Genomic DNA, 21,341 nt, shown 5'->3' with positions numbered 1-21,341 from the left:
AAAAACGGGGGCCAGGCCCCCGTTTTTCATGGCACCACCACCCTAGTCGCAGGTGGGCTGTACCGTGAAGGTCCGGCTCGAATCCACCGGTCCCAGCTCCGCCAGCAGACGGCGCCCCAGCAGCACCGGGTAGATCATCTTGCTGCGATCCCGCAGGGTGAACCACTCCTTGTAGACCTGGTCCCCGACGCAGACGGACATGGTCACCGTCGGGCGCTGCTCCATGCCGCCCGCCCCGCGCACCGTCACGCTGCGCTCCACCGGTCGCTCCACGCTCCGGCGCACAACCTTGTCGGTATTGGCATCGGTCAGCACCAGGTTGAAGCGCACCCAGGGCTTGCCATCCTTCTTGAAATGCTTCAGGTCGCGGGCATCCAGCGACGAAGTGAGGGCACCGGTATCGAGCTTCATCTTGACCGCCACCCCGTAGGGCATCAGCACCCCCTTCTCGATCCAGCCATAGCTGGTCTGGGCCGCCATCGCGCTGCCGCACAGCGCCCACATCATGGCCGCCGCCACCATTCTCTTGCCCATCTTGCTCTCTCGCCTTGTCAGTCTTGCGCCCAGATGTATCACAGCCAACTGCCGGGTCAACCGGATTCTGGCGTGCAGGGGAGCGGGCTCTGGACGCGGTGCCAACAGGCGACAATCCATGCCGGGCACGGTGCGTGAGTGGGGAATGCAGCAGGAAAACGAGGGGAGAACAGGGTGCTGGATGACGCTGGCGGCCATCCTCAGGTTGTGACGCCAAAGGCTACCACAGCGGTGCGTGAATTATCAGTCTTGTTCTGACGGGATTTTTGCCTACACTGCTGTAAACCGGAGGGCCTGAAAACCACCGGTTTTTTTGCGCCTGCCGAAAAGTTGCCACTGCAAAGTGACCTCTCACACAAGGCTCAATAAGGAATTCGCAATGCGTATCGAAGAAGACTTGAAGCTCGGTTTCAAGGATGTCCTGTTTCGCCCCAAGCGCTCTACTCTAAAGAGCCGTTCCCAAGTCAGCCTGACCCGCCAGTTCACCTTCAAGCACACCCAGACCCGATGGCAGGGCGTGCCCGTCATCGCCGCCAACATGGATACCGTCGGCAGCTTCGCCATGGCGCGTACCCTGGCCAGCTTCGAGATGATGACGGCGGTGCACAAGCACTACAGCCTTGCGCAGTGGCAAACCTTCGTCAATGAGACCGACCCGGCCCTGCTGGGCCACGTAATGGTCTCCACCGGCACCTCGGAGGAGGACTTCACCAAGACCCGCCAGATCCTCGCGATGTCCAGCGCCCTGCGCTTCATCTGCGTGGACGTGGCCAACGGCTACTCCCAGCACTTCGTCGAGTTTTTGCGCAAAATTCGTGACGCCTGCCCCAACCACGTCATCCTGGCGGGCAACGTGGTGACCGGCGAGATGGTGGAGGAGCTGATCCTCTCCGGCGCCGACATCGTCAAAGTGGGCATAGGCCCGGGCTCGGTCTGCACCACCCGGGTCAAGACCGGGGTCGGCTACCCGCAGCTCTCCGCCATCATCGAGTGTGCCGATGCGGCCCACGGTCTGGGCGGCCAGATCGTCGGTGACGGCGGCTGCACCTGCCCGGGGGATGTGGCCAAGGCGTTTGGCGGCGGCGCCGACTTCGTGATGCTGGGGGGCATGCTGGCCGCTCACGAAGAGTGCGGCGGCGAAGTCGTCGAGGTCGATGGCGAGCCCTTCATGAAGTTCTACGGCATGAGCTCGGCCAGCGCCATGGACAAGCACGCCGGCGGTGTCGCCGAGTATCGCGCCTCCGAAGGCAAAACCGTGCTGCTGCCCTACCGCGGCCCGGTGGAGAACACGGTGCGCGACATCCTGGGCGGGGTGCGATCCACCTGCACCTATGTGGGGGCCAGCCAGCTGAAAGAGCTCACCAAACGCACCACCTTCATCCGGGTGCGCGAGCAGGAGAACAACGTCTACGGCAAGGAGTAACCTGCCACAGACCCCGTCACGCGCTGACGGTTAGAAGCCGACCAACCGGTGTGCTACCCTGCGCACCGGTTTTTTTGCATCTGGGATCCCGCGCCATGACAAGCCCTCTCCCCCCCTTCGACTGGGACATCTTCTGCTGCGTCGTCGACAACTTCGGTGACATCGGCGTCACCTGGCGGCTCGCCCGCCAGCTCAAACAGGAAGGCGCGCTCCCGGCGCAGAAGAGTGAGGTGCAGGTGCGGCTCTGGGTGGACGATCTGGCTAGCTTCGCCCGCATCTGCCCGGCGCTCGACCCCGCACAGGACGGTCAGTGGGTCGATGGCATCTATGTCCAGCACTGGCACGAGCGCCTCCCCGCCGACATGACCCCGGCCAGGGTGGTCATCGAGGCGTTTGCCTGCGAGCTGCCTGCCCTCTTTATCGAACGCATGGCCGAGCAGACCACGCCCCCCTTCTGGATCAACCTCGAATACCTCTCGGCCGAGAGCTGGGTCGAGGATTGCCATGGCCTCGCCTCGCCCCAGCAGGTCGGCAGCCAGCGCCTCGACAAGTACTTCTTCTTCCCGGGTTTCACGCAGAAAACGGGCGGCCTCTTGTGCGAGCACGGCCTCATCGTCGAGCGCGAGCGCTGGCAACAGGATGAAGCGGGACTGACCGCCTACTGGGCCAGCCTCGGCCTGCCACCCCAACGAGAAGACGAGCTGCGGGTCAGCCTCTTTACCTACGAGAGCGAGGCGCTCAGGAGCCTGGTCGAGGGCTGGCGCCAGAGCGTCACCCCCGTCACCCTGCTGCTGCCGCTGGGGCGCTCCCTCGACGACGTGCTCATCGGCGCAGGGCTGGCAGAGGCCATTCCCGGTGCCCGGGCCGGAGATCTGCTCCAGGCGGGCAACCTCACCGTCAAGCTGCTGCCGATGACCGATCAGAGGGGCTACGATCGCCTGCTGTGGAGCTGCGATCTCAACCTGGTGCGCGGGGAGGACTCCTTCGTGCGGGCCCAGTGGGCGGGGCGCCCCTTCCTCTGGCATATCTACCAGCAGGAAGAGGATGCCCACATGGTCAAGCTGGACGGTTTTCTCGACCACTACCTCTCCCCCTTGCCAGCGCCGGCCGGTCAGTGGCTGCGCCGCTTCAACCATGCCCTCAACCGGGGGGAGCATACGGGTGAACTCTGGGCACAATGGCCTCAATACGCGGCCATATGGCAGCAACATGGGCGCACCTGGCCACAGAGGCTGCTGGCGGACGGGGATCTCGTCACGAGGTTGGTGAAATTTTTAGAAAGCCGTATATAATCTGGCAGTTTTTATCCGTCCGTTTCACGAACAGGAATTTTTTACATGAAAACCGCACAGGAAATCCGCGCTGGTAACGTAGTCATGATCGGCACCGAGCCGATGGTGGTCCAGAAGGCTGAATTCAACAAATCCGGCCGTAACTCCGCCGTGGTCAAGATGAAGCTGAAGGGTCTGCTGAACGGCAGCGCCACCGAGACCGTCTTCAAGGCCGACGACAAGCTGGAAGTCGTTCAGCTGGAGCGTAAAGAGTGCACCTACTCCTACTACTCCGACCCGCTGTATGTCTTCATGGACACCGAGTACAACCAGTACGACGTCGAGAAAGACAACCTGGGTGATGCCCTGAACTACCTGGTAGACGGCATGGAAGACCTCTGCGAAGTGACTTTCTACAACGAGAAAGCCATCTCCGTAGAACTGCCGACCACCATCGTGCGTGAAGTCGAGTACACCGAGCCGGCCGCCCGTGGCGACACCTCCGGTAAAGTGACCAAGCCTGCCCGCCTGAAGGGCACCTCCTACGAGCTGGCCGTTGCCGCCTTCGTGGAGATCGGTGACAAGATCGAAATCGACACCCGTACCGGTGAATTCAAGCGTCGCGTCAACTAAGTTGACCCCTTGATGTGATTGCAAAAAAAGCGAGCCAAGGCTCGCTTTTTTATTGGCTGGCACCTCACGGCCGGCCTGATGAGAAGCCGTGCCCCTAGCGGCGATGGGCCAGTGCCCGCACCAGCCTGTCCCCCACCCCCTGTACCAGTTGCACCAGCAGCAGCAACATGACCACGGTCCCTGCCATCACCTTGTCGTCAAAGCGCTGGTAGCCGTAGCGGATCGCCAGATCCCCGAGCCCGCCACCACCGACCACCCCTGCCATGGAGGAGAAGCCAATGAGCATCACCACCGTCAGGGTGAGTCCGGCCAGCAGCGCCGGCAAGGCCTCGGGCAGCAGCGCCTTGACGACCACGTGCCAGCCGCTGCCCCCCATGGCGAGCACGGCTTCGACGCGCCCCTTGTCCACCTCATCGAGGGCGCTCTCCACCACCCGGGCAAAGAAGGGGAAGGCCCCCAGGGTGATGGGGACGATGGCGGCGGTGCTGCCCAGTGAGGTGCCGACCACCAGCCGGGTCAGGAGGATCAGGGCGATCAGGAGCACCACGAAGGGGAGCGACCGCCCGATGTTGATACCGATCCCCAGCACCATGTTGAGACGGGGCAAGGGCAGCACGCCCCCGGGACGGGTCACCACCAGCAGCACCCCGGTCGGCAGCCCCAGCAGCAGGGTGAACACGGCCGCCACTCCCACCATGTAGAGCGTTTCGAGCGACCCCTGATACATCAGTTCGAGCAAGGCATCGGCACTCAGGCGACTCTGCATAAACGCACCTCCTCTGTGACTCCGTGACGCGCCATGAAACGCCGCAGGATCTCGGGATCCGGCAACAGGGCCTGCCGCACGCGGGAGTCTGGGTTGGCCAGCAGGGTGCCCAGAGCGCCGCTTTCCACCAGCTGACCCCGTTCAAGCAATGCCGCGTGATCGCAGATGGCCCTGACCACCTCCAGCTCGTGGGTGATGAGCACTATGGTGATCCCGAGGCGGCGGTTGATGTCGGCAAGCAGCGCCAGCACCGACTCCGTGGTCTCCGGATCCAGGGCACTGGTCGCCTCGTCACAGAGCAAGTGGCGCGGATTGGCGGCCAGGGCGCGGGCGATGCCCACTCGTTGCTTCTGTCCCCCCGACAACTGGGAGGGAAAGGCGCGACGGTGCTCGCCAAGCCCCACCAGTTCCAACAGCTCGCTGACCCGGGCCGCCCGCTCCCGGCGCGCCACTCCGGCGATTTCCAGCGGGACCGCCACGTTCTCCTCCACGCTGCGGGCGTGCAGCAGATTGAAGTGCTGGAAAATCATGCCGGTCCCCTGACGGTGGCGGCGCAAGGCCGCCCCCTCCAGTGCCGTGATGTCGCGGCCATCGAACAGGATGCGGCCCCGGCTTGGCCGCTCCAGCAGATTGAGGCAACGAATGAGCGTGCTCTTGCCCGCGCCGCTGCGCCCGAGAATGCCGTAGATGGCCCCATCCGGAATCTCGAGCGACACTCCCTCCAGAGCGGGTTGCCCGTGCCCCGGGTACTGCTTGCCGAGCCCCTCCAGCACTATCATGACTGCCGCCCGGCCACCGGGATCACCGACCCCTTGTAGCTCTTGCGAATGAAGTCGGCGATCGCCCTGGACTCCAGGTCCCGCGCCAACTGGCGGATCCGCGGATCATCCTTGAGCGCCGGGGTGGTCACCAGGATGTTGGCGTAGGGATTGTTCTGGGCGCTCTCCAGCCCCAGGGCATCGCGAGCAGGCTCCAGCCCCGCCTCCAGGGCATAGTTGCCATTGATCACCGCCAGATCCACGTCGTCGAGGGAGCGCGGCAGCTGCGGCGCCTCGATCTCCAGGATCTTGATCGCCTTGGGGTTGGTGGCGATGTCGTGCACCGTCGCCAGATCCCGCGCCGGATCTTCATGGCCGGCCTTGAGGGTGATGAGCCCCTCGTGCTGCAACAGATAGAGGGCCCGGCTCAGGTTGGTGACATTGTTGGGCAGGGCTATCACCGCATTTTCCGGTACCTCCCTCAGGTGCTTGAACTTCTTCGAATAGATGCCAAGAGGCTCCACGTGTACGGTCGCGGCCACCACCAGCTCGGTGCCGAGCGCCTTCTCCTGATCCCGCAGGTAAGGGACGTGCTGGAAATAGTTGGCATCCACATCACCCGCCACCAACAGGGCATTGGCATTGATGCCGCCGCTGAGCTCGATCACCTGCAGATCCAGCGAAGGGTCCTGGCGTTTCACCTCGCCGAGGATATCCGCATGGGGCAGTGGATCCGCGGCAACCCGCAGCGCCTGGGCTGCCTGGGCGGAGAGAGAGAGTCCGAGGGCCAATACCAGGCCGCTCAGGGAAAACAGTCCGTGCTTGTTCATCTTGTGCTCCTTGCCATGCAATCAATGGGTGGTTTCGCCGACCGCCAGCGCCCGGGGCGCCGGCAACAGATCGGCATGGTGGCGCAATGCCACATCAGGGTGGGAACGCAGCCGCCCCTTGAGGTAGTTCCAGCCCACCTCCCGCAGCAGCGGATTGTGCGGGTCGGTGGCAGGCCCCCTGGCTTCACGGGCCAGTGCCTCGGGCAGCGGATAGACGGGCACCACGGCGTCGAGCTGGGCCCCCAGGAAGAAGGCGATGGAGAGACGCTCCTGCCCCGGCGCCGACGGCACCACCCGGTGCACGGTCGCCCGCAGGTAGCCGTTGCTGGCGAGCTCCAGCAGCTCACCGATGTTGACCACGAAGGTGCCGGGGAGCGGGAGCGCGTCGATCCAGTGATCCGGCGCCACCTCCACCTGCAGGCCGGGCTGGTCATCCTGCAGCAGGAAGCTCAGGAAGCCCGAATCCTTGTGGGGACCGACCCCCTGGGTGGCGCCCCGCTCACCGGGATAGCGGATCAGCTTGATATGTTCGTTGGGACGCTCTCCGTGCAGGGCATCGAAGGCATCTGGCGACAGTGCGAGCGCCTCGGCAAAAGCCCCGAGCAGGGTACGGGACATGCGGGTCATCTGCCCACGCCAGCGCGTCAGCACGGGTTGCAGTGTCGGCAGCGCCTCCGGCCACTGATTCGGCCCCTGCAACCGCCACCAGGGCGGGTCGCCCGCCGCGCGCGGCAAGGCTGGGCGATCGGCACCGATATCAAACTGCTCTCGCCAGTCGGGTTGACCCCGGGTCAGCTCCGCCCCCGGTCGGTTGTAGCCACGAAAATGGGGAGAGTGGATCATGGCGACCTGCTGCTTGGCCGCCAGAGGCAGCGCAAAGAAGGCCCGCGACAGCTGCTGTACCTCCTGTTGCAGCTCGGGATCGATGCCGTGGCCGGTCAGGTAGAAAAATCCCGTCTCTCTCGCGGCATCGCGCAACGATGCCAGAAAATCGGCCCGGGCGTCGGGCGAGGCATCCAGCTGCCTCAGGTCGAGGATGGGCAAGTGAACCAAGGTGCTCATGGCGATAACGCTCCCTGTCGATGGAAAGTGAGGGTGAATCTCTCGTTCTGACGAGATAGGGGGAAGAATTCTCCGCCTGCGGCCAGTGACAACATGCCCCGGCCCCCCTGTCTGCCTGCCCTTACTGAACCATGTATGGGTCACGGGATGGAACAATCAAAACCGGGAATGCTTTGCCATTTGGAACAATCCCGGGCCCGTGTCCGGCCCGCCGGTCAGACCCTCTTCGCCACCGCCGATGCCGATGTGCCCCCTTGCCCTAAAGAAACCCCCGGCGAGGCCGCTATGAGGGAGTGCTGGAGGATCCCCCATGACATTTCGCCCCTATCTGCTGCTGACCCTGCTTGCTTTTGCCGCCCACGGCGCCGGGCAGGCACCGTCAGGCGCCGCCCCGGATCCAGCCCCCCTGGTTCCCCCCGACTACTGGCAGAGCAGCGACTGGCAGGGAATACCCGACAGCACCAGGGTGGACAAGCAACAGGTACTGTTTGCCAAGCACGACAGCGACAACTACGTGGGTCTGGTCATCCTGCTGCCCGACTGGCAGCGCAGCGGCCAGCTGTGGCAACTGACCCGGGAGCTGGGGCGCCTCGGTTTCGACACCCTGCTGCTGCTCCCCTCGCCGCAGCAGACCGAGCTCGACCCCGCCGCCGAGAAGAAACAGCAGGTCATCGACGATTTTCGCAAGCAGTTTGCCTCCCGCATCAGCAAGCTGGGGGATGCCAAGCTGCAGGAGGGGGGCTTCAAGCTGCTGCTGGCCCAGGGTACCAGCGCCGCCTGGGCCGCCAACCTCATCGCCAGCGAGCAGTTGCCCGCCCCCGATGCCCTGGTGCTGCTCGACGGCTTCTTCCCCAACCAGCTGAGCAACCAGACCCTCGCCAAGCAGATAGCCCAGGGCAGCATCCCTACCCTGGATCTCTATCAGGAGGAGGGAGGACGCTGGCCCCTGCTGGCGGCCGAAGCCCGCAGAAGCGAGAGCCGCCGCAGCCACAAGCTCAACTACCGCCCCTATGCCCTGATGGATCTGGAGGAGACGCCGGGCCGCATCCAGGGCTGGCTGACGCACCTGGGCTGGATCTGAGTCCCTCCGAGGCACAGCCACCCGCCTTTTGCCTTCCCCATCGGACTTGACCCGATGCCACCGCGCTGGTCAGCCGCCCTCCATGTTTGGCATCATGTCCGAACCAATGGCAGGAGGCTTCATGCAGCAAATCGTGTTTCTCGACAGCGACACCCTGGACACCGGCATCAATCTGCGCCGCCCCGATTTTCCCCATCACTGGCAAAGCTACCCGACCACGGCGCCGGATCAGGTGGTGGAGCGGCTCAAGTGCGCCAGCATCGCCATCATCAACAAGGTGCGCATCGGGGCCGATGAACTGGCCCAGCTGCCCGAACTGCGCCTGATCGCTCTGGCCGCCACCGGCAGCGACAACCTGGACCTGGAGGCGTGCCGCGCCGCCAATGTCGCCGTGTGCAATATCCGCAACTACTCGGGCCCTTCCGTCCCCGAGCACGCCATGGCCCTGATGCTCGCCCTGTCGCGCAACCTGTTCGCCTGGCGCCAGTCCCTGCTGGAGGGGCGCTGGCAGCAAAGCGGCCAGTTCTGCTTCTTCGACCACCCCATCACGGATCTGCATGGCAAGCGCCTCGGGATCATCGGCAAGGGAACCCTGGGACAGGCACTGGGACAGCGGGCCAGCGCCATCGGGATGGAGGTTTACTATGCCCAGAGCCAGGTCGGCTCCCCGGGGGATGACGACAGACTGCCCCTGGATGCCCTGTTGCAAAGTTCGGATGTGATCAGCCTGCACTGCCCGCTCACCCCCTACACCCGCCATCTCATCGGGGAGCGGGAGCTGACCCTGATGAAACCGGGCGCCCTGCTCATCAACGTGGGCCGTGGCGGCCTGGTGGACGAGCAGGCGCTGCTCGAAGCCCTCGGCAACGGCCGTCTGGGCGGCGCCGGTTTCGATGTGGCAAGTGTCGAGCCGCCGCCTCCGGATCACCCCCTGATGCAGGCCCTGCGTTACCCCAATTTCATCCTGACTCCCCACGTGGCCTGGGCCAGCGAAGAGTCGATGCAGCGCCTCGCGGATCAGCTCATCGACAACATCAACGCCTTCTCCCTTGGCAGGCGCCAGCACCGGCTGGTGTAAGAGGCCGCTCGCGCCCCTCACGGGCCGGCAGCGGGATCAAAAAAGGGGCCAAGGGCCCCTTTTTGTCGGTCAGCTTGCCGCGGCATCAGTCGTCATGCCATCTGTGCTTGCGGTGCTTTTTGTGTTTCTTGTGGTGCTTGTGATAGCGCCTGTCATCGTAATAGCGATCGCCGCGGCTCTCGTGACCATCCCCGGTCCTGGCTCCGATGGCGGAGCCACCGGCACCACCGATACCGGCGCCGATCAGCTGGCCCGTGCTGCCACCGACGCTCTTGCCGATGGCAGCCCCGCCCAGGGCACCGACGGCGCCGCCGAGCGCAGCTTCGTTCTTGTTGCCCCTATTGGCCGTGGCCGCACCACCGGCCGCGCCCCCCAGGGCGGCCCCCACCAGGGCGCCGGTGTCGCCACCCAGCTCCTTGCCGATCATGGTGCCCGCCACCCCGCCGGCTCCGCCGCCGAGAATGGTATTGAGGGTCTCGGATGCCTGCACCTGTCCTGTGCCCAACAGCAACGCCCCCAGCAGCGCCAGTGCGCTCATGCCAAACGGTTTCATTTTCATGGGGTACTCCTGTCAAACCTGATGATTGATTATTTTTCCCTGCACTATACAAAGCCCCCTGACCTGCGCCACTGCCGCAAGGGGCACCTCACGGCCAGCCCTCCCTGTCTCCGGTTCGCGACACGATGCAAGAAAGCAGGCTAACCACCTGAAACCACATCAAAAAAAAAGGTCACACGAGAAATCATCCCCGTCATGACCCTTTTCCCGGCCCAAAGGCCCTTTTTTGCAGCGATCACCGTCAGACAGATACTGTCACAACCTCCCCGTCAACGGGCGACGACGCCGCCAGATGCCAGCAATCCCGCCCCTGGTGCTTGCTCTCGTACAGGCAGGCATCCGCCCGCTCGAGCAGCGTCAGGGCATCATCCGGATAGCGCGCTCCGCCGGCGCTCAGGGTGATGGCGTCGGCGAACTCCCGCCATTTCAGGGCTTTCACCCGACCGAGCAGGTGGGTCAGGCGGCATTCCACCTCCGCCTGCTCCCAGGGCAGCAAGGCCGCAAATTCATCGCCCCCGATGCGGTAGACCTGCTCATCCCCCAGGGTTCTCGCCATGATGGTGGCCACCCGAAACAGCACCGCATCCCCCACACCGTGTCCCCAGCTGTCGTTGACGCGCTTGAAGTTGTCCACATCGAACAGCACCAGCCAGTAGGGCCTCCCCGCCTGCTCCAGCCCGGCCCGCTGCTGATCGAAGGCTCGCCGGTTCAGGATGCCGGTGAGAGGGTCGTGGAGCAGGGCATCCTGCCCTTGCAGCAGGCTGTTTCGCACCTGTTCTATCTCTCCCAGGCTGCCGTGCACGAACCAGGTTCGCTGACGCCGCTGGATCTCCTTTCTCGCCTCATCCCGGATGAGGCCGCTGAGCGAGCCCTGCACCAGCGCCTGCTCCTGGCGAAAGATCCGCACCAGAAACCACAGGCTGCACAGCCAGATGCAGAGCAATGCCAGGGCGGGCAGCACCACCATCAACAGGGTGTCTTGCAGGTTTTCATGAAAATGGGAGGGGGGGAGATAGACGTTGAGATCCCACTCCATCCCCTCCAGAGCGTGTTGCAGGTGGCGACCTGCCCAGAACCCGTCCAGCCCTGCCGCCTGCGTCTCCCGCTCGAGATGGGGCGGCAACAGCGACAAATTGTGCCCCACCACCAGCTTGCCGCCCTTGCGCTCGGTGATGTAGAGAGCCACCGGATCCTCACCCACCGCCCGGTGCAACGCCCCCTGCAAGGCGCTGAACGACATGTCCACCATCAGCAGTCCAAGCAGTTGCCCCTCATCATCCTTGACCCGCTTGATGAGGGTCAGTACCTGCCGGACCGAATCGAACTCCGGGTAGGGACCGAACCAGACGAGATCATCGCCCTCGCCGGACAGGGTCTGGTACCAGGGCCGCGCCTGTGCCCGGTAGCCCTCTGGTTGCTGCCAGTCGGGATAGCTGTCGAGCCGATGGGTGCGCGCGTTGTAGAAATAGAGGAAGTGGGCATCGAACTTGAACTGATGGGCAATGGCCCAGATGGGATTGATGGCCGATGCCCCGGCAGCGATGGCCTGCTTGTCCAGGGACGCCTCCAGCACGCCAAGCTGGCGGCGGTTGTCCTGCGCCATGTCCTGGAGCAGGGTGGCGTCGAGGGCGGCCAGCATGTGACCGTAACCCGCCACCGTCTTGTCGATGCTGCTCAGGTAGCTGGCTGCCGCCAGCAACAGGGTGGCGATCAGCACCAGCCCTCCCAGGAGAAACGACAGCGGAGTCAGTATGTAATAGCGTTCCTTGATCAGCGCCGCCGTCATGTCACTCTCTATAAAATGTCATATTGGATGAATTTTATAGATTAAAAATCTGCAAAAGATATTGATTGAAGTCATTAACATCCACTGCTAATGATAAAAAAGATATCAAGGTGTCTCACGGCCATATTCACATCCGTCATGTGAATATCCATAAAAAGTAGAAACAGTCATTACTCGTCGTTGACGGTTTATTGCCCGCAAGGTGCTATAGTCGATGACTCGAGAAATCGGAGCCAGATGACCTTTGTCGGCAACGCTGGCGGTGATGATTCATCAACCAAGGAGATGTTATGAGCAGTCCGTTTATCGAACAGATCAAAGCACGTCGTACCATCTATGCCCTGGGCAACCGGGTGACCCACTCCGAGGCCCAGCTGACCGCCCTCATCAAGGATGCCGTCAAGCATAGCCCCTCTTCATTCAACTCCCAGAGTTCCCGCGCCGTCATCCTGTTCGGCGAGCAGCACCACAAGCTGTGGGACATCGTCAAGGCGGAGCTCAAGAAGATAGTGCCGCCGGAGGCCTATCCCCAGAGTGAAGCCAAGATCAACGGCAGCTTCCGCGCCGGGGCTGGCACCGTGCTCTTCTTCGAAGACACCGCCGTCATCGAGGATCTTCAGCAGAAATTCGCTCTCTATGCCGACAACTTCCCCATCTGGTCCGAACATGCCACCGGGATCGCCCAGTTCGCGGTCTGGACCACCCTGGCCCAGGAGGGCATCGGCGCCTCCCTGCAACACTACAACCCGCTCATCGACGATGCGGTGCGCAAGGAGTGGGACCTGCCCGCCAGCTGGCTGCTTCGTGCCCAGATGCCTTTTGGCAGCATAGAGCAACCTGCCGGCGACAAGACCTTCATCGACGACGACGTGCGTTTCCGGGTCTTCAAGTAAGCCTTCACGCCCCCTCCACCAGGGGGCGTTTTCTTCTCTCCCCCTCGTTCACCCTTGTCACGTGCCAGCCATACTCTGAGCAAACCCTCTCTTGTCAGGAGGTCCCCATGGGGGACATCGCACGCCAACGTACCTCATGCACATTGACGCCCTTGTCCGCTCTGTTGTGTGTCGCCGCCCTGGTACTGCTGTTCTCGCTGATCGGCATCTTCACCCGCCCCCCCAACCTGCTGGCGGCCTTCTGGCCTGCCAATGCGGTCCTGCTCGGCTGCATGGTGCGCTATCCACGCCTGGCCACCCCGGCGGGCTGGGCCGGCGGCATACTGGGCTTTTTTCTCGCCGCCCTCTTCACCGGCGAGCCCCTGTTCAAAACCATCCTGCTGACCTGCGGCAACCTGGCCGGCATCGGCGTCGGGTATCTGCTGATGCATCGGCTCGCGCCTGCCGACAAGCTCCTCAGGCGCCCCACGTCCCTCGTGCTCCTGCTGCGAAACACCCTGGCCGCCTCCCTCGCCGCCGGCGTGGTCGGCGCCATCATCAATCCCATCCTGTCTCTGGGCCCCCCGCTCTACGGGCTGGGCTTCTGGTTTGCCAGCGAGCTGGTGAACTACATGACCATACTGCCGGTGCTCCTGACACTGCCTCCCCATGACAGCGTGCCCCCCTGGCGCACCCTCCTCTACCGCACCGAGTTCTCCTGGACCAGATTGATGCCGCTGCTGAGCCTGGTGGCCTCCCTGCTGCTCACCCTGCTCGTCGAGGGGCCGGGATCCATCGCCTTCCCGGTACCGACGCTGCTCTGGTGCGCCGTCACCTACTCCGTCTTCGCCACCAGCCTGCTGACCCTGAGTTACAGCACCCTGATCCTGATCGCCCTCTCAAACGGCCACCTCGTCATCAATCACGATGTCCAGACCCAGTACTGGATGTTCTCCGTCCGGATAGGGGTCATGTTGATCGCTCTCACCCCCCTGACCGCCGCCAGCATCATGGCGGCCCGCAACAGCCTGCTGCGGGAGATGAGACACCTGGCCCACCACGATCACCTGACCGGTGCGCTGAACCGGGCCGGCTTCTGGTCGGCCGCCAACGAACTGCTCCAGTACCTCACGGTGCAGCGCTACCCTGTGGCGATCTGCATGCTGGACATCGATCATTTCAAACGCATCAATGATCGTCACGGTCACGAAGAGGGTGACAACCAGTTGAGCAGCTTCGCGGCCCGTGTGCGCGACCAGCTTCGACCGGGGGATCTCTTCTGTCGCCTGGGGGGAGAGGAGTTCGTGGCCATCTGGCCCGGCCTCAGCGAGGAGCAGGCCATGGCAGTTGCCGAGCGGCTGCGAAAAATCGTCGCGCAGCCAGGGGAAGAAAAGGGAGCCGAGCCCGCCGTCTGCATCACAGTCAGCATCGGTATCGCCTCCCAGAAAGAGGGCCCCTTCAATCTGGACGAGCTGCTCTCTCGCGCCGATCAGGCGCTCTATCTGGCCAAGCACAATGGCCGCAACCGGGTGGAACGCTATTCGGCCGAGCAGGCTTCCCCCAGCATCGGGCAATCTTGCGGCGCCTGAATGGCGTGCCCCTTGTCGTCATCATCCGGCCTCTGCCGGCAGCGGGGCGGGCAGATGAAGATGGAGCCCGTCTGGTGCCACCTCGATCTCGATCCCGCGCCAGTCCCGCAGCCAGCCCTTGAGCCTGTCGTCATACCGCCTTGTTCCCCCCATCTGCACCACCTGGCAACCCGCCTGCAGGGCGCTGGCGATGCCCGCTGGTGCATCCTCGAACACCAGGCAATCGGCCGGAGCCAGTCCCAACCGGCTGGAAGCCAGCAAATAAGGCTCGGGATCCGGCTTGCCCCGTACCACATCACCGGCACACACCAGGAGTCGGGGCAGCGGCAATCCGGCGTGCAGCAGCCGGTGCTCTGCCACCCTCCGGCTTGCGGAAGTCACCAGCGCCCAGCGCGTCGACGGCAGCTGTTCGAGCCGTCGCCGGGCACCGTCCAGAGGTATCGGCGCCGCAGCGTATGCCATTTCCAGATCGTCGAGCAGGGCCACCTCCACCGCCATGTCCAGCTGGGGAGCCAGGGCCCCTATCACCTCCCGTGAGCGCACGCCGTGACACATGGCGAGCACGGGAGCGGGATCCAGCCCATGGTGCTGACACCAGCGCCGCCACACGACTTCCACGTCGCCGGTGGAGTGGACCAGGGTCCCGTCCATGTCCAGCAGCAGGGCCGCGGCCTTCACGCGCACCGCGCTCACAGGGCTCTCCCCGCCAGCGCATCGGCGAAGACCTGCCGCTGGGCAGCGGCCTCGTAACAGGCGAGCGCCTGCTCCGCATTGCTGGCCCACACCGGCAAGGGGGCGACGACGAACCCCTGCTGCAACAGACTGGTCAGCAGCTCCCCGGTCTCCGGTGCGGCCAGCGGCTGAGCCATCACCAGGCTCCCCTTGATCAAAAACAGATAGCGTTCGCTCGACATGACATGACTCCTTGTGGCTGAACAGCGGGCAAGCAGGCCCGTTTCGAGACCATTAGAACAAGGAGATTAGATAATTTATAATCAATAAATCGCCACATTGGATAACCAAATGGAATGAGATTCGACCTGAGACAATTGCAGGCCTTCGTCATGCTGGCCGAGAGTGCCAACTACCGGGAAGCGGCCAGCCGGCTTTTTGTGACGCAACCGGCCCTGACCAAGCAGATCCAGGGGCTGGAGCAGGCCCTCGGCAGCACCCTGTTCAACCGGGGCCGCCACGGGGCCGAGCTGACCGCCATCGGCCTCCAGTTGCTGCCCCAAGCCAGGGCTCTGGTGGATCACGGCAAGGGATTCGAGCAGCATGCCCTGGCGCTGGCAAGCGGTGCCGCCGGACGCCTCCACATCGGGTTCGGGCTCTCCAGCTTCGCACTGGCCCCCTCCCTGGTGGCCCGTTTCAAACAGCAGGCCCCCGACGTGCTGGTCCACCTGCGGGACACCACCTCCGCCATCCAGCAGGAACACTTGCTGGCGGGTCGGCTGCAACTGGGCTTCATGCGACGGCCTGATGCGCCGCAGCTGAGGGAACACAGGTTGCTGACGGACAGACTGGTGCTGGCCGTCCCCACCCAGGTGGCAGGGCCGGACTTCGACCTGGAGCGGGCGCTGATCCGCGATCCCTTACTGCAGATGGTGGGCCATCGCTGTCCGGGTCTCAGCCAGCAGATCGCCCGCTTTCTCGGCGCCAACCGGCTGACCAGTCTCATCCAGGAGGCGGAAGACATCCAGACCCTGGTCGCCCTGGTGGCCGCCGGTATCGGCAACGCCATCCTGCCGCGCAGCGTAGGGTTCATCGCGGGCAAGGAGGTGACCCTCTACCCTCTCTCCGGCCCCTGGTCGGAATGGGAAATCAGCCTGGTGTGGAACCCGGAATTTGCCGATCCCATTCGGGATCGCTTCCTCGCCATGGTGAGAGAGACGCACCCCGAGCCCGCATGAGGTGCATGAGATGCCTGCAGGAGAGGATGGCCGGGCTCAGTCCCGTTCCGCCAGCTCCGCGACCTTGATGATCTCGGCAATGCGACCGAGCATGCGCAGGGAAGCCTGGTGTTCTGCGGCATCCGCCGCCGCGCAGGCATCCTCCAGGATGGTGATGGCGTAGTCCCGATCGTGGCCATCTCGCACCGCCCCCTGAATGGCCCAGCTGGTGCTCACGCCGCACACATAGAGATGCTCGATGCGATTGGCCCGTAGCGCGGGCTCCAGCGCCGTGCAGTAGAAGGGGCTGACCCTGGGTTTGGTCAGCACCAGATCCCCGGGTTGTACATCGAGATCCGGGTGAAAGTCGGTGCCGCTGTCCGCCAGGGAGAGGGCCCCGAACTGCCGGGCACGGCCAAACATGGGGGAACCCCTGGGTTGCAGCAGATAGCCCTCGTCAAACCCCACCTTGATGAGCACCACCAGCCAGCCGTGAGCGCGAGCATGAGCCAGCGCCTGATTGGCGTGCACAATGGCGTTCTGCTCGATCACCTGGGCCGCCGAGGCGGCGATGCGCCCGTCCGGGTGGGCGATGTCGTTGATAAAATCGATCACCAGCAATGCCTTGTTCATGGTGTGCTCCCCCCTTGCCTGAGGCCGTTTTGCCCCTGCGCCGCCAGGATCACTCCTCGCGGCCATATAAAAAACCGGCTGGCACCATCACACGGATTGATATGCCACCCGATTGGCACCTGGCAGTGCCACGCACTGCCTCATACCAGCCCAAGCGCATAGCGTAGCGCCATCTCCTTGAGGGGCCCCGCCTTGTCCGCCAGATTCAGCGCCAGGTTGCGGGCAAGCCTGAGGGGGCCTATCTCGTTGCTGAAGACCCCGTAGAAGAGATCCATCCCCGACTGCATCAGCAGGTTGTCAGGGCGGCGTCGCCCCTCGTAACGCCCAGCCAGCGCCAGCTCGTGCCACTGTGCCCCCGCCTTGCCGAGCAACCCGGCCCAGCAGGCCACGTCCTTGAAACCGAGGTTGACCCCCTGCCCCGCCAGCGGATTGATGGTGTGGGCCGCATCCCCGAGCAGCACCACTCGCCCGGCGTGATAGTCGTTGGCGTGGCGGCGCACCAGGGGGAAGCTCCCCTTGGCCGTCACGGTGAAACCGCCAAGGCGGCTCGGGAAGTGGCGGCGCACCTCGACGGCCAGGGCCTCGTTGCTCATGGCGGCCAGCGCCCGGATGCGGGCCGGGCTGTCATACCAGACCAGGGAGCCATGGCGGCCCGGCAGCGGCAGGAAGGCGCGCGGGCCGCTCGGGGTGAACTGCTGCCAGGTGATGTCTTCCTGGGCAAAATCGGTGTCGATGTTGATCAGCATGCAGTGCTGGCGGTACTCGAAACGCGACACCCCGATGCCGGCCAGTCGCCGGGTGTGGGATTCGGCACCATCGCAGGCCAGCACCCAGCGCGCCTGCAGCTCGGTGCCGTCATCCAGGGTCAGCACGGCGTCATCCGCACTCTGGCGCAGACTCGTCACCGCCGCCGGGGTATGGGCCTGGATGGTCGGGAAATCCTCCATCCTTTTCAGCAGGGCGAGCTGGATCAGCCGGTTCTCGATGATGTAGCCGAGCTGGGGCAGCCCGAGATCCACCGCGTCGAAGCGGGTAGCGAAGCCGTCCAGCTCCCAGGTCTCCAGCCGGCGATAGGGGCACAGCCGCATCTGCTGCAGATATTGCCAGGCACCGGCCCGGGTCAGCAGCGCCACCGAGGCCTGACTGATGGCGGAAACCCGCAGATCCAGCGGCTGCTCGGGGGCATAGGGCTCGGGCAACCGGGTCTCGATGACCCGCACCGAGAGCCCCTCTGCCGCCAGCAGGCAGGCGGTGGCGGCACCCACCATGCCGGCGCCGACGATGGCAATATCACACTGTTCCATAACTTGATTCCTGCAAGGAGTCCCCGCGATAAGGGGCAAGGGCCGAACCGAATGGGGCATGATAACGCAAGGAGGCGGCAGAAACAGTGAGGGGGATGCGCAATTGCCGACGACAAGCCGGCCCTGATGGCGGCGGGCGGCCCCAGACTGGTCAGCACCGGGATTGCGGAGTAAAATGGCCGGTCCTTTGACCCTGCCGATTTCAAAACCAGTCACGAGAAGCAATGAGCAAGAAACTTCATATCAAGACCTGGGGCTGCCAGATGAACGAGTACGACTCGTCCAAGATGGCGGACCTGCTGGATGCCAGCAATGGCTACACGCTTACCGAGGAGCCGGAAGAGGCAGATGTGCTGCTGCTCAACACCTGTTCCATCCGCGAGAAGGCCCAGGAGAAGGTGTTCCACCAGCTCGGTCGCTGGAAGAAGCTCAAGGCGAAAAAACCGGGGCTGGTGATCGGGGTGGGCGGCTGCGTCGCCTCCCAGGAAGGGGAGAACCTGCGCAGCCGGGCGCCCTATGTGGACATCGTCTTCGGACCCCAGACCCTGCACCGCCTGCCGACCATGATCAAGCAGGTGCAGGAGGGGCGCGGTGCCCAGGTGGACATCGCCTTCCCCGAAATCGAGAAGTTCGACAACCTGCCCGAACCCCGTGCCGAGGGGGCGACCGCCTTCGTTTCCATCATGGAAGGCTGCTCCAAGTACTGCTCCTTCTGCGTGGTGCCCTACACCCGTGGCGAGGAGGTGAGCCGACCGCTGGATGACGTGCTCTATGAAATCGCCCAGCTCGCCCAGCAAGGGGTGCGCGAAGTGAACCTGCTCGGCCAGAACGTCAACGCCTACCGGGGACCGACCTTCGACGGGGAGGTCTGCACCTTCGCCGAGCTGCTGCGCCTGGTGGCTGCCATCGACGGCATCGACCGCATTCGCTACACCACCAGCCACCCGGTCGAGTTCACCGACGACATCATCGAGGTCTATCGTGATACCCCCGAGGTGGTCAGCTTCCTGCACTTGCCCATCCAGAGCGGCTCGGATCGCATCCTGACCATGATGAAGCGCCCGCACACCGTGCTGGAGTACAAGTCCAAGATCCGCCGCCTGCGCGCCGTGCGTCCCGACATCACCATGAGCTCCGACTTCATCGTCGGCTTCCCGAACGAGACGGACGAAGACTTCGAGGCCACCATGAAACTCATCGAGGAGATCAACTTCGACATGAGCTTCAGCTTCATCTACAGCCCGCGCCCCGGCACCCCGGCCGCGGACCTGCCGGACGACGTCGACATGGAAGTGAAGAAGGCCCGCCTGACCCGACTGCAAAACCGCATCAATCACCAGTCCATGCTCATAGGCCGCGCCATGTTGGGCTCGGTGCAGCGCATCCTGGTGGAGGGGCCCTCCAAGATGGATCCCATGCAGCTCAGTGGCCGCACCGAGAACAACCGGGTGGTCAACTTCGAAGGGCCGCACCGCCTCATCGGCGGCTTCGCCGACGTGGAGATCACCGACGTACGCCCCTACTCCCTGCGCGGCCGCTTCATCCGCGGCGAGGACGAAATGAACCTGCGCATCGCCACGGCCCCGAGCGAGATCCTCGCCCGTCGTCCTGACAACGTGCCCGATGATCTGGGCGTTGCGGCCTTCAGACCCCATTGATGACTCTCTCCCCCGCCCCGTGGCGGGGGAACAACCGATAAGAGGACACCTTGAGCCGACACATCTCCACCCTGAATCTGCATCTGGAACCCGCCGACAACCAGCGCCTCGCCAGCCTGTGCGGACCCTTTGACGACAACCTCAAGCAGCTGGAGCGACGTCTCGGCATCGAGATAAGCTACCGGGACAACCACTTCCAAGTGATCGGCAAGCAGGCCCAGGTGGAGGCGGCTGCCGTCATCCTCAAGCACCTCTATGTGGAAACCCAGCCCCTCAAGGGGAGCAAGGTGAGCGACATCACCCCCGAGATGGTGCACCTGGCGGTGCAGGAGTCCCGCGTACTGGAGCAGGACGACGAACCCGCCCCTTCCCTGCCGTATGGCAAGGAGGTCACGGTCAAGACCAAGCGCGGTCTCATCAAGCCCCGCAGCCCGAACCAGGCCCAGTACATCGCCAATATCGTGCGCCACGACATCAGCTTCGGCATCGGGCCCGCCGGGACCGGCAAGACCTATCTCGCCGTGGCCGCCGCCGTGGATGCCCTGGAGCGCCAGGAGATCCGCCGCATCCTGCTGACCCGCCCGGCGGTGGAAGCCGGTGAGAAGCTCGGCTTCTTGCCCGGCGATCTTTCCCAGAAGGTGGACCCCTACCTGCGCCCCCTCTACGACGCCCTGTTCGAGATGCTGGGCTTCGAGCGGGTGGAGAAGCTGATGGAGCGCAACGTCATCGAGGTGGCGCCGCTCGCCTACATGCGCGGCCGCACCCTCAACGACGCCTTCATCATCCTGGACGAGGCCCAGAACACCACCACGGAACAGATGAAGATGTTCCTGACCCGCATCGGCTTCAACTCCAAGGCGGTGGTGACCGGCGACATCACCCAGGTGGACTTGCCTCGCAGCACCAAATCCGGTCTGCGCCACGCCCTGGAGGTGTTGCAGGGGGTCGATGGCCTCTCCTTCAACTTCTTCGAGTCCAAGGACGTGGTGCGCCATCCCGTGGTGGCCCGCATCGTGCAGGCCTACGAGGCATTCGATGCCCAGCAGGCGGCCGAGAAGAGCGCAGCCACTCCCCGCAACGAGAACACCAGCAAAGAGAGTGCCCAATGAGCGTGACCCTGGATCTGCAACTGGCCTGCGCCAGCCCGGACGGCCTGCCGACCGAGGCCCAGCTGCAAGGCTGGCTCGACGGCACCATTCTGGGCTTCCAGCCCGAGGCCGAGGTGACGGTGCGTCTGGTGGACGAGGCGGAGAGCCGCGAGCTCAACCACACCTATCGCGGCAAGGACAAGCCCACCAACGTGCTCTCCTTCCCCTTCGAAGCGCCACCGGGTCTCGAGCTGCCCCTGCTCGGGGATCTGGTGATCTGCCGCCAGGTGGTCGAGGCCGAAGCCGTCGAACAGGGCAAGCCCCTGATGGCCCACTGGGCTCACATGGTTGTGCATGGCAGTCTGCATCTGCTAGGTTATGACCATATCGAGGACGAGGAAGCCGAGGAGATGGAGCAGCTCGAGCGCGACATCATGCAGGAACTGGGCTTCGCCGATCCTTATCTGAACGACGAAGAGTAACGAACCGGATGGTCATCGTCTTGAAACAGCCGATGCCCATCCTCA

General features: G+C 64.1%; 22 protein-coding genes. 11 read left to right on the top strand and 11 right to left on the bottom strand.

What is annotated here, in order from left to right; genetic code table 11:
- Positions 1 to 42: 42 nt before the first annotated feature.
- Positions 43 to 522 carry a retropepsin-like aspartic peptidase RloA3 gene (gene rloA3, locus BGO64_RS07980; RefSeq protein WP_041201491.1) on the bottom strand — a complete coding sequence of 160 codons (480 nt, stop codon included), beginning with the start codon at positions 520 to 522 and terminating at the stop codon, positions 43 to 45.
- 391 nt (positions 523 to 913) lie between these two features.
- Here rloA3 and BGO64_RS07975 point away from each other — a divergent pair, with 391 nt between their 5' ends.
- The 3 genes from BGO64_RS07975 to efp all read left to right on the top strand — a co-directional run bounded on the left by BGO64_RS07975 (position 914) and on the right by efp (position 3,861).
- Positions 914 to 1,957 (top strand): GMP reductase, encoded by a 1,044-nt coding sequence (locus BGO64_RS07975; RefSeq protein ID WP_202042865.1) that lies wholly within the window; start codon positions 914 to 916, stop codon positions 1,955 to 1,957.
- A 95-nt stretch (positions 1,958 to 2,052) separates the two neighbouring features.
- Complete coding sequence (gene earP, locus BGO64_RS07970) at positions 2,053 to 3,249, top strand: elongation factor P maturation arginine rhamnosyltransferase EarP (protein WP_286700430.1); 1,197 nt, start codon at positions 2,053 to 2,055, stop codon at positions 3,247 to 3,249.
- A 45-nt stretch (positions 3,250 to 3,294) separates the two neighbouring features.
- Entirely contained in the window at positions 3,295 to 3,861 is a 567-nt protein-coding gene (gene efp, locus BGO64_RS07965; protein WP_010673788.1) for an elongation factor P, read from the top strand.
- A gap of 94 nt (positions 3,862 to 3,955) precedes the next feature.
- Here efp and BGO64_RS07960 read toward each other — a convergent pair whose 3' ends face one another.
- From BGO64_RS07960 to BGO64_RS07945, 4 genes are read right to left on the bottom strand one after another with little or no spacing between them, the layout of a single operon-like run.
- The gene (locus BGO64_RS07960) at positions 3,956 to 4,627 is read right to left on the bottom strand and encodes a methionine ABC transporter permease (RefSeq protein WP_353743872.1); all 672 of its coding nucleotides are present in this window, start codon (positions 4,625 to 4,627) and stop codon (positions 3,956 to 3,958) included.
- Entirely contained in the window at positions 4,612 to 5,406 is a 795-nt protein-coding gene (locus BGO64_RS07955) for a methionine ABC transporter ATP-binding protein (protein WP_010673786.1), read from the bottom strand. The genes BGO64_RS07960 and BGO64_RS07955 overlap by 16 nt, the downstream gene beginning before the upstream one ends.
- A complete protein-coding gene (locus BGO64_RS07950; protein WP_286700429.1) occupies positions 5,403 to 6,215 on the bottom strand; it encodes a MetQ/NlpA family ABC transporter substrate-binding protein in 813 nt (270 codons plus the stop codon). Before BGO64_RS07950 ends, BGO64_RS07955 begins: the two co-directional genes overlap by 4 nt.
- Before the next feature lie 21 nt (positions 6,216 to 6,236).
- Positions 6,237 to 7,277 (bottom strand): isopenicillin N synthase family dioxygenase, encoded by a 1,041-nt coding sequence (locus BGO64_RS07945; RefSeq protein ID WP_039041093.1) that lies wholly within the window; start codon positions 7,275 to 7,277, stop codon positions 6,237 to 6,239.
- A 310-nt stretch (positions 7,278 to 7,587) separates the two neighbouring features.
- Between BGO64_RS07945 and BGO64_RS07940 the strand changes: the two genes are divergently transcribed.
- Entirely contained in the window at positions 7,588 to 8,358 is a 771-nt protein-coding gene (locus tag BGO64_RS07940) for a DUF3530 family protein (RefSeq protein WP_039041094.1), read from the top strand.
- A 121-nt stretch (positions 8,359 to 8,479) separates the two neighbouring features.
- Positions 8,480 to 9,436 carry a D-2-hydroxyacid dehydrogenase gene (locus BGO64_RS07935; RefSeq protein ID WP_139737755.1) on the top strand — a complete coding sequence of 319 codons (957 nt, stop codon included), beginning with the start codon at positions 8,480 to 8,482 and terminating at the stop codon, positions 9,434 to 9,436.
- 85 nt (positions 9,437 to 9,521) lie between these two features.
- Here the strand turns inward: BGO64_RS07935 and BGO64_RS07930 are convergent, their stop codons facing one another.
- Together BGO64_RS07930 and BGO64_RS07925 are read right to left on the bottom strand one after the other, a co-directional pair.
- Positions 9,522 to 9,995 (bottom strand): YMGG-like glycine zipper-containing protein, encoded by a 474-nt coding sequence (locus BGO64_RS07930; RefSeq protein ID WP_039041096.1) that lies wholly within the window; start codon positions 9,993 to 9,995, stop codon positions 9,522 to 9,524.
- Positions 9,996 to 10,236: 241 nt separating this feature from the next.
- On the bottom strand, positions 10,237 to 11,781 hold the full coding sequence (locus tag BGO64_RS07925) for a sensor domain-containing diguanylate cyclase (protein ID WP_286700428.1): 1,545 nt from the start codon (positions 11,779 to 11,781) through the stop codon (positions 10,237 to 10,239).
- A 290-nt stretch (positions 11,782 to 12,071) separates the two neighbouring features.
- Between BGO64_RS07925 and BGO64_RS07920 the strand changes: the two genes are divergently transcribed.
- Both BGO64_RS07920 and BGO64_RS07915 read left to right on the top strand, forming a co-directional pair.
- Positions 12,072 to 12,674, top strand: coding sequence for a nitroreductase family protein (locus BGO64_RS07920; RefSeq protein WP_010673779.1), 603 nt, complete (start codon positions 12,072 to 12,074; stop codon positions 12,672 to 12,674).
- 107 nt (positions 12,675 to 12,781) lie between these two features.
- Entirely contained in the window at positions 12,782 to 14,242 is a 1,461-nt protein-coding gene (locus BGO64_RS07915; RefSeq protein WP_286700427.1) for a sensor domain-containing diguanylate cyclase, read from the top strand.
- A gap of 21 nt (positions 14,243 to 14,263) precedes the next feature.
- Here BGO64_RS07915 and BGO64_RS07910 read toward each other — a convergent pair whose 3' ends face one another.
- Entirely contained in the window at positions 14,264 to 14,935 is a 672-nt protein-coding gene (locus tag BGO64_RS07910; protein WP_042014508.1) for an HAD-IA family hydrolase, read from the bottom strand.
- The gene (locus BGO64_RS07905) at positions 14,932 to 15,156 is read right to left on the bottom strand and encodes a hypothetical protein (RefSeq protein WP_010673776.1); all 225 of its coding nucleotides are present in this window, start codon (positions 15,154 to 15,156) and stop codon (positions 14,932 to 14,934) included. Before BGO64_RS07905 ends, BGO64_RS07910 begins: the two co-directional genes overlap by 4 nt.
- A gap of 114 nt (positions 15,157 to 15,270) precedes the next feature.
- On the opposite strand from BGO64_RS07905, the gene BGO64_RS07900 reads away from it, so the two are divergent.
- A complete protein-coding gene (locus tag BGO64_RS07900) occupies positions 15,271 to 16,152 on the top strand; it encodes a LysR family transcriptional regulator (protein WP_286700426.1) in 882 nt (293 codons plus the stop codon).
- Positions 16,153 to 16,188: 36 nt separating this feature from the next.
- On the opposite strand, the gene BGO64_RS07895 is transcribed toward BGO64_RS07900, so the two are convergent.
- Both BGO64_RS07895 and BGO64_RS07890 read right to left on the bottom strand, forming a co-directional pair.
- Positions 16,189 to 16,764: a cysteine hydrolase family protein gene (locus BGO64_RS07895; protein ID WP_286700425.1), complete on the bottom strand. Its 576-nt coding sequence runs from the start codon at positions 16,762 to 16,764 to the stop codon at positions 16,189 to 16,191.
- Positions 16,765 to 16,904: 140 nt separating this feature from the next.
- Positions 16,905 to 18,068 (bottom strand): FAD-dependent monooxygenase, encoded by a 1,164-nt coding sequence (locus BGO64_RS07890; protein ID WP_286700424.1) that lies wholly within the window; start codon positions 18,066 to 18,068, stop codon positions 16,905 to 16,907.
- Positions 18,069 to 18,292: 224 nt separating this feature from the next.
- Here BGO64_RS07890 and miaB point away from each other — a divergent pair, with 224 nt between their 5' ends.
- The 3 genes from miaB to ybeY are packed head-to-tail and all read left to right on the top strand — an operon-like array spanning position 18,293 to position 21,296.
- Positions 18,293 to 19,726, top strand: a complete 1,434-nt coding sequence (miaB, locus tag BGO64_RS07885) for a tRNA (N6-isopentenyl adenosine(37)-C2)-methylthiotransferase MiaB (protein ID WP_010673772.1) — start codon at positions 18,293 to 18,295, stop codon at positions 19,724 to 19,726.
- A gap of 50 nt (positions 19,727 to 19,776) precedes the next feature.
- Positions 19,777 to 20,835 (top strand): PhoH family protein, encoded by a 1,059-nt coding sequence (locus tag BGO64_RS07880; protein ID WP_010673771.1) that lies wholly within the window; start codon positions 19,777 to 19,779, stop codon positions 20,833 to 20,835.
- Complete coding sequence (gene ybeY / locus BGO64_RS07875; protein WP_039041101.1) at positions 20,832 to 21,296, top strand: rRNA maturation RNase YbeY; 465 nt, start codon at positions 20,832 to 20,834, stop codon at positions 21,294 to 21,296. The genes BGO64_RS07880 and ybeY overlap by 4 nt, the downstream gene beginning before the upstream one ends.
- Positions 21,297 to 21,341 lie beyond the last annotated feature (45 nt).

This window comes from Aeromonas sp. 62-46 (assembly GCF_001898585.1).
Lineage (GTDB): Bacteria > Pseudomonadota > Gammaproteobacteria > Enterobacterales > Aeromonadaceae > Aeromonas > Aeromonas caviae.
This window is presented reverse-complemented; position numbering and strand designations above follow the sequence as displayed.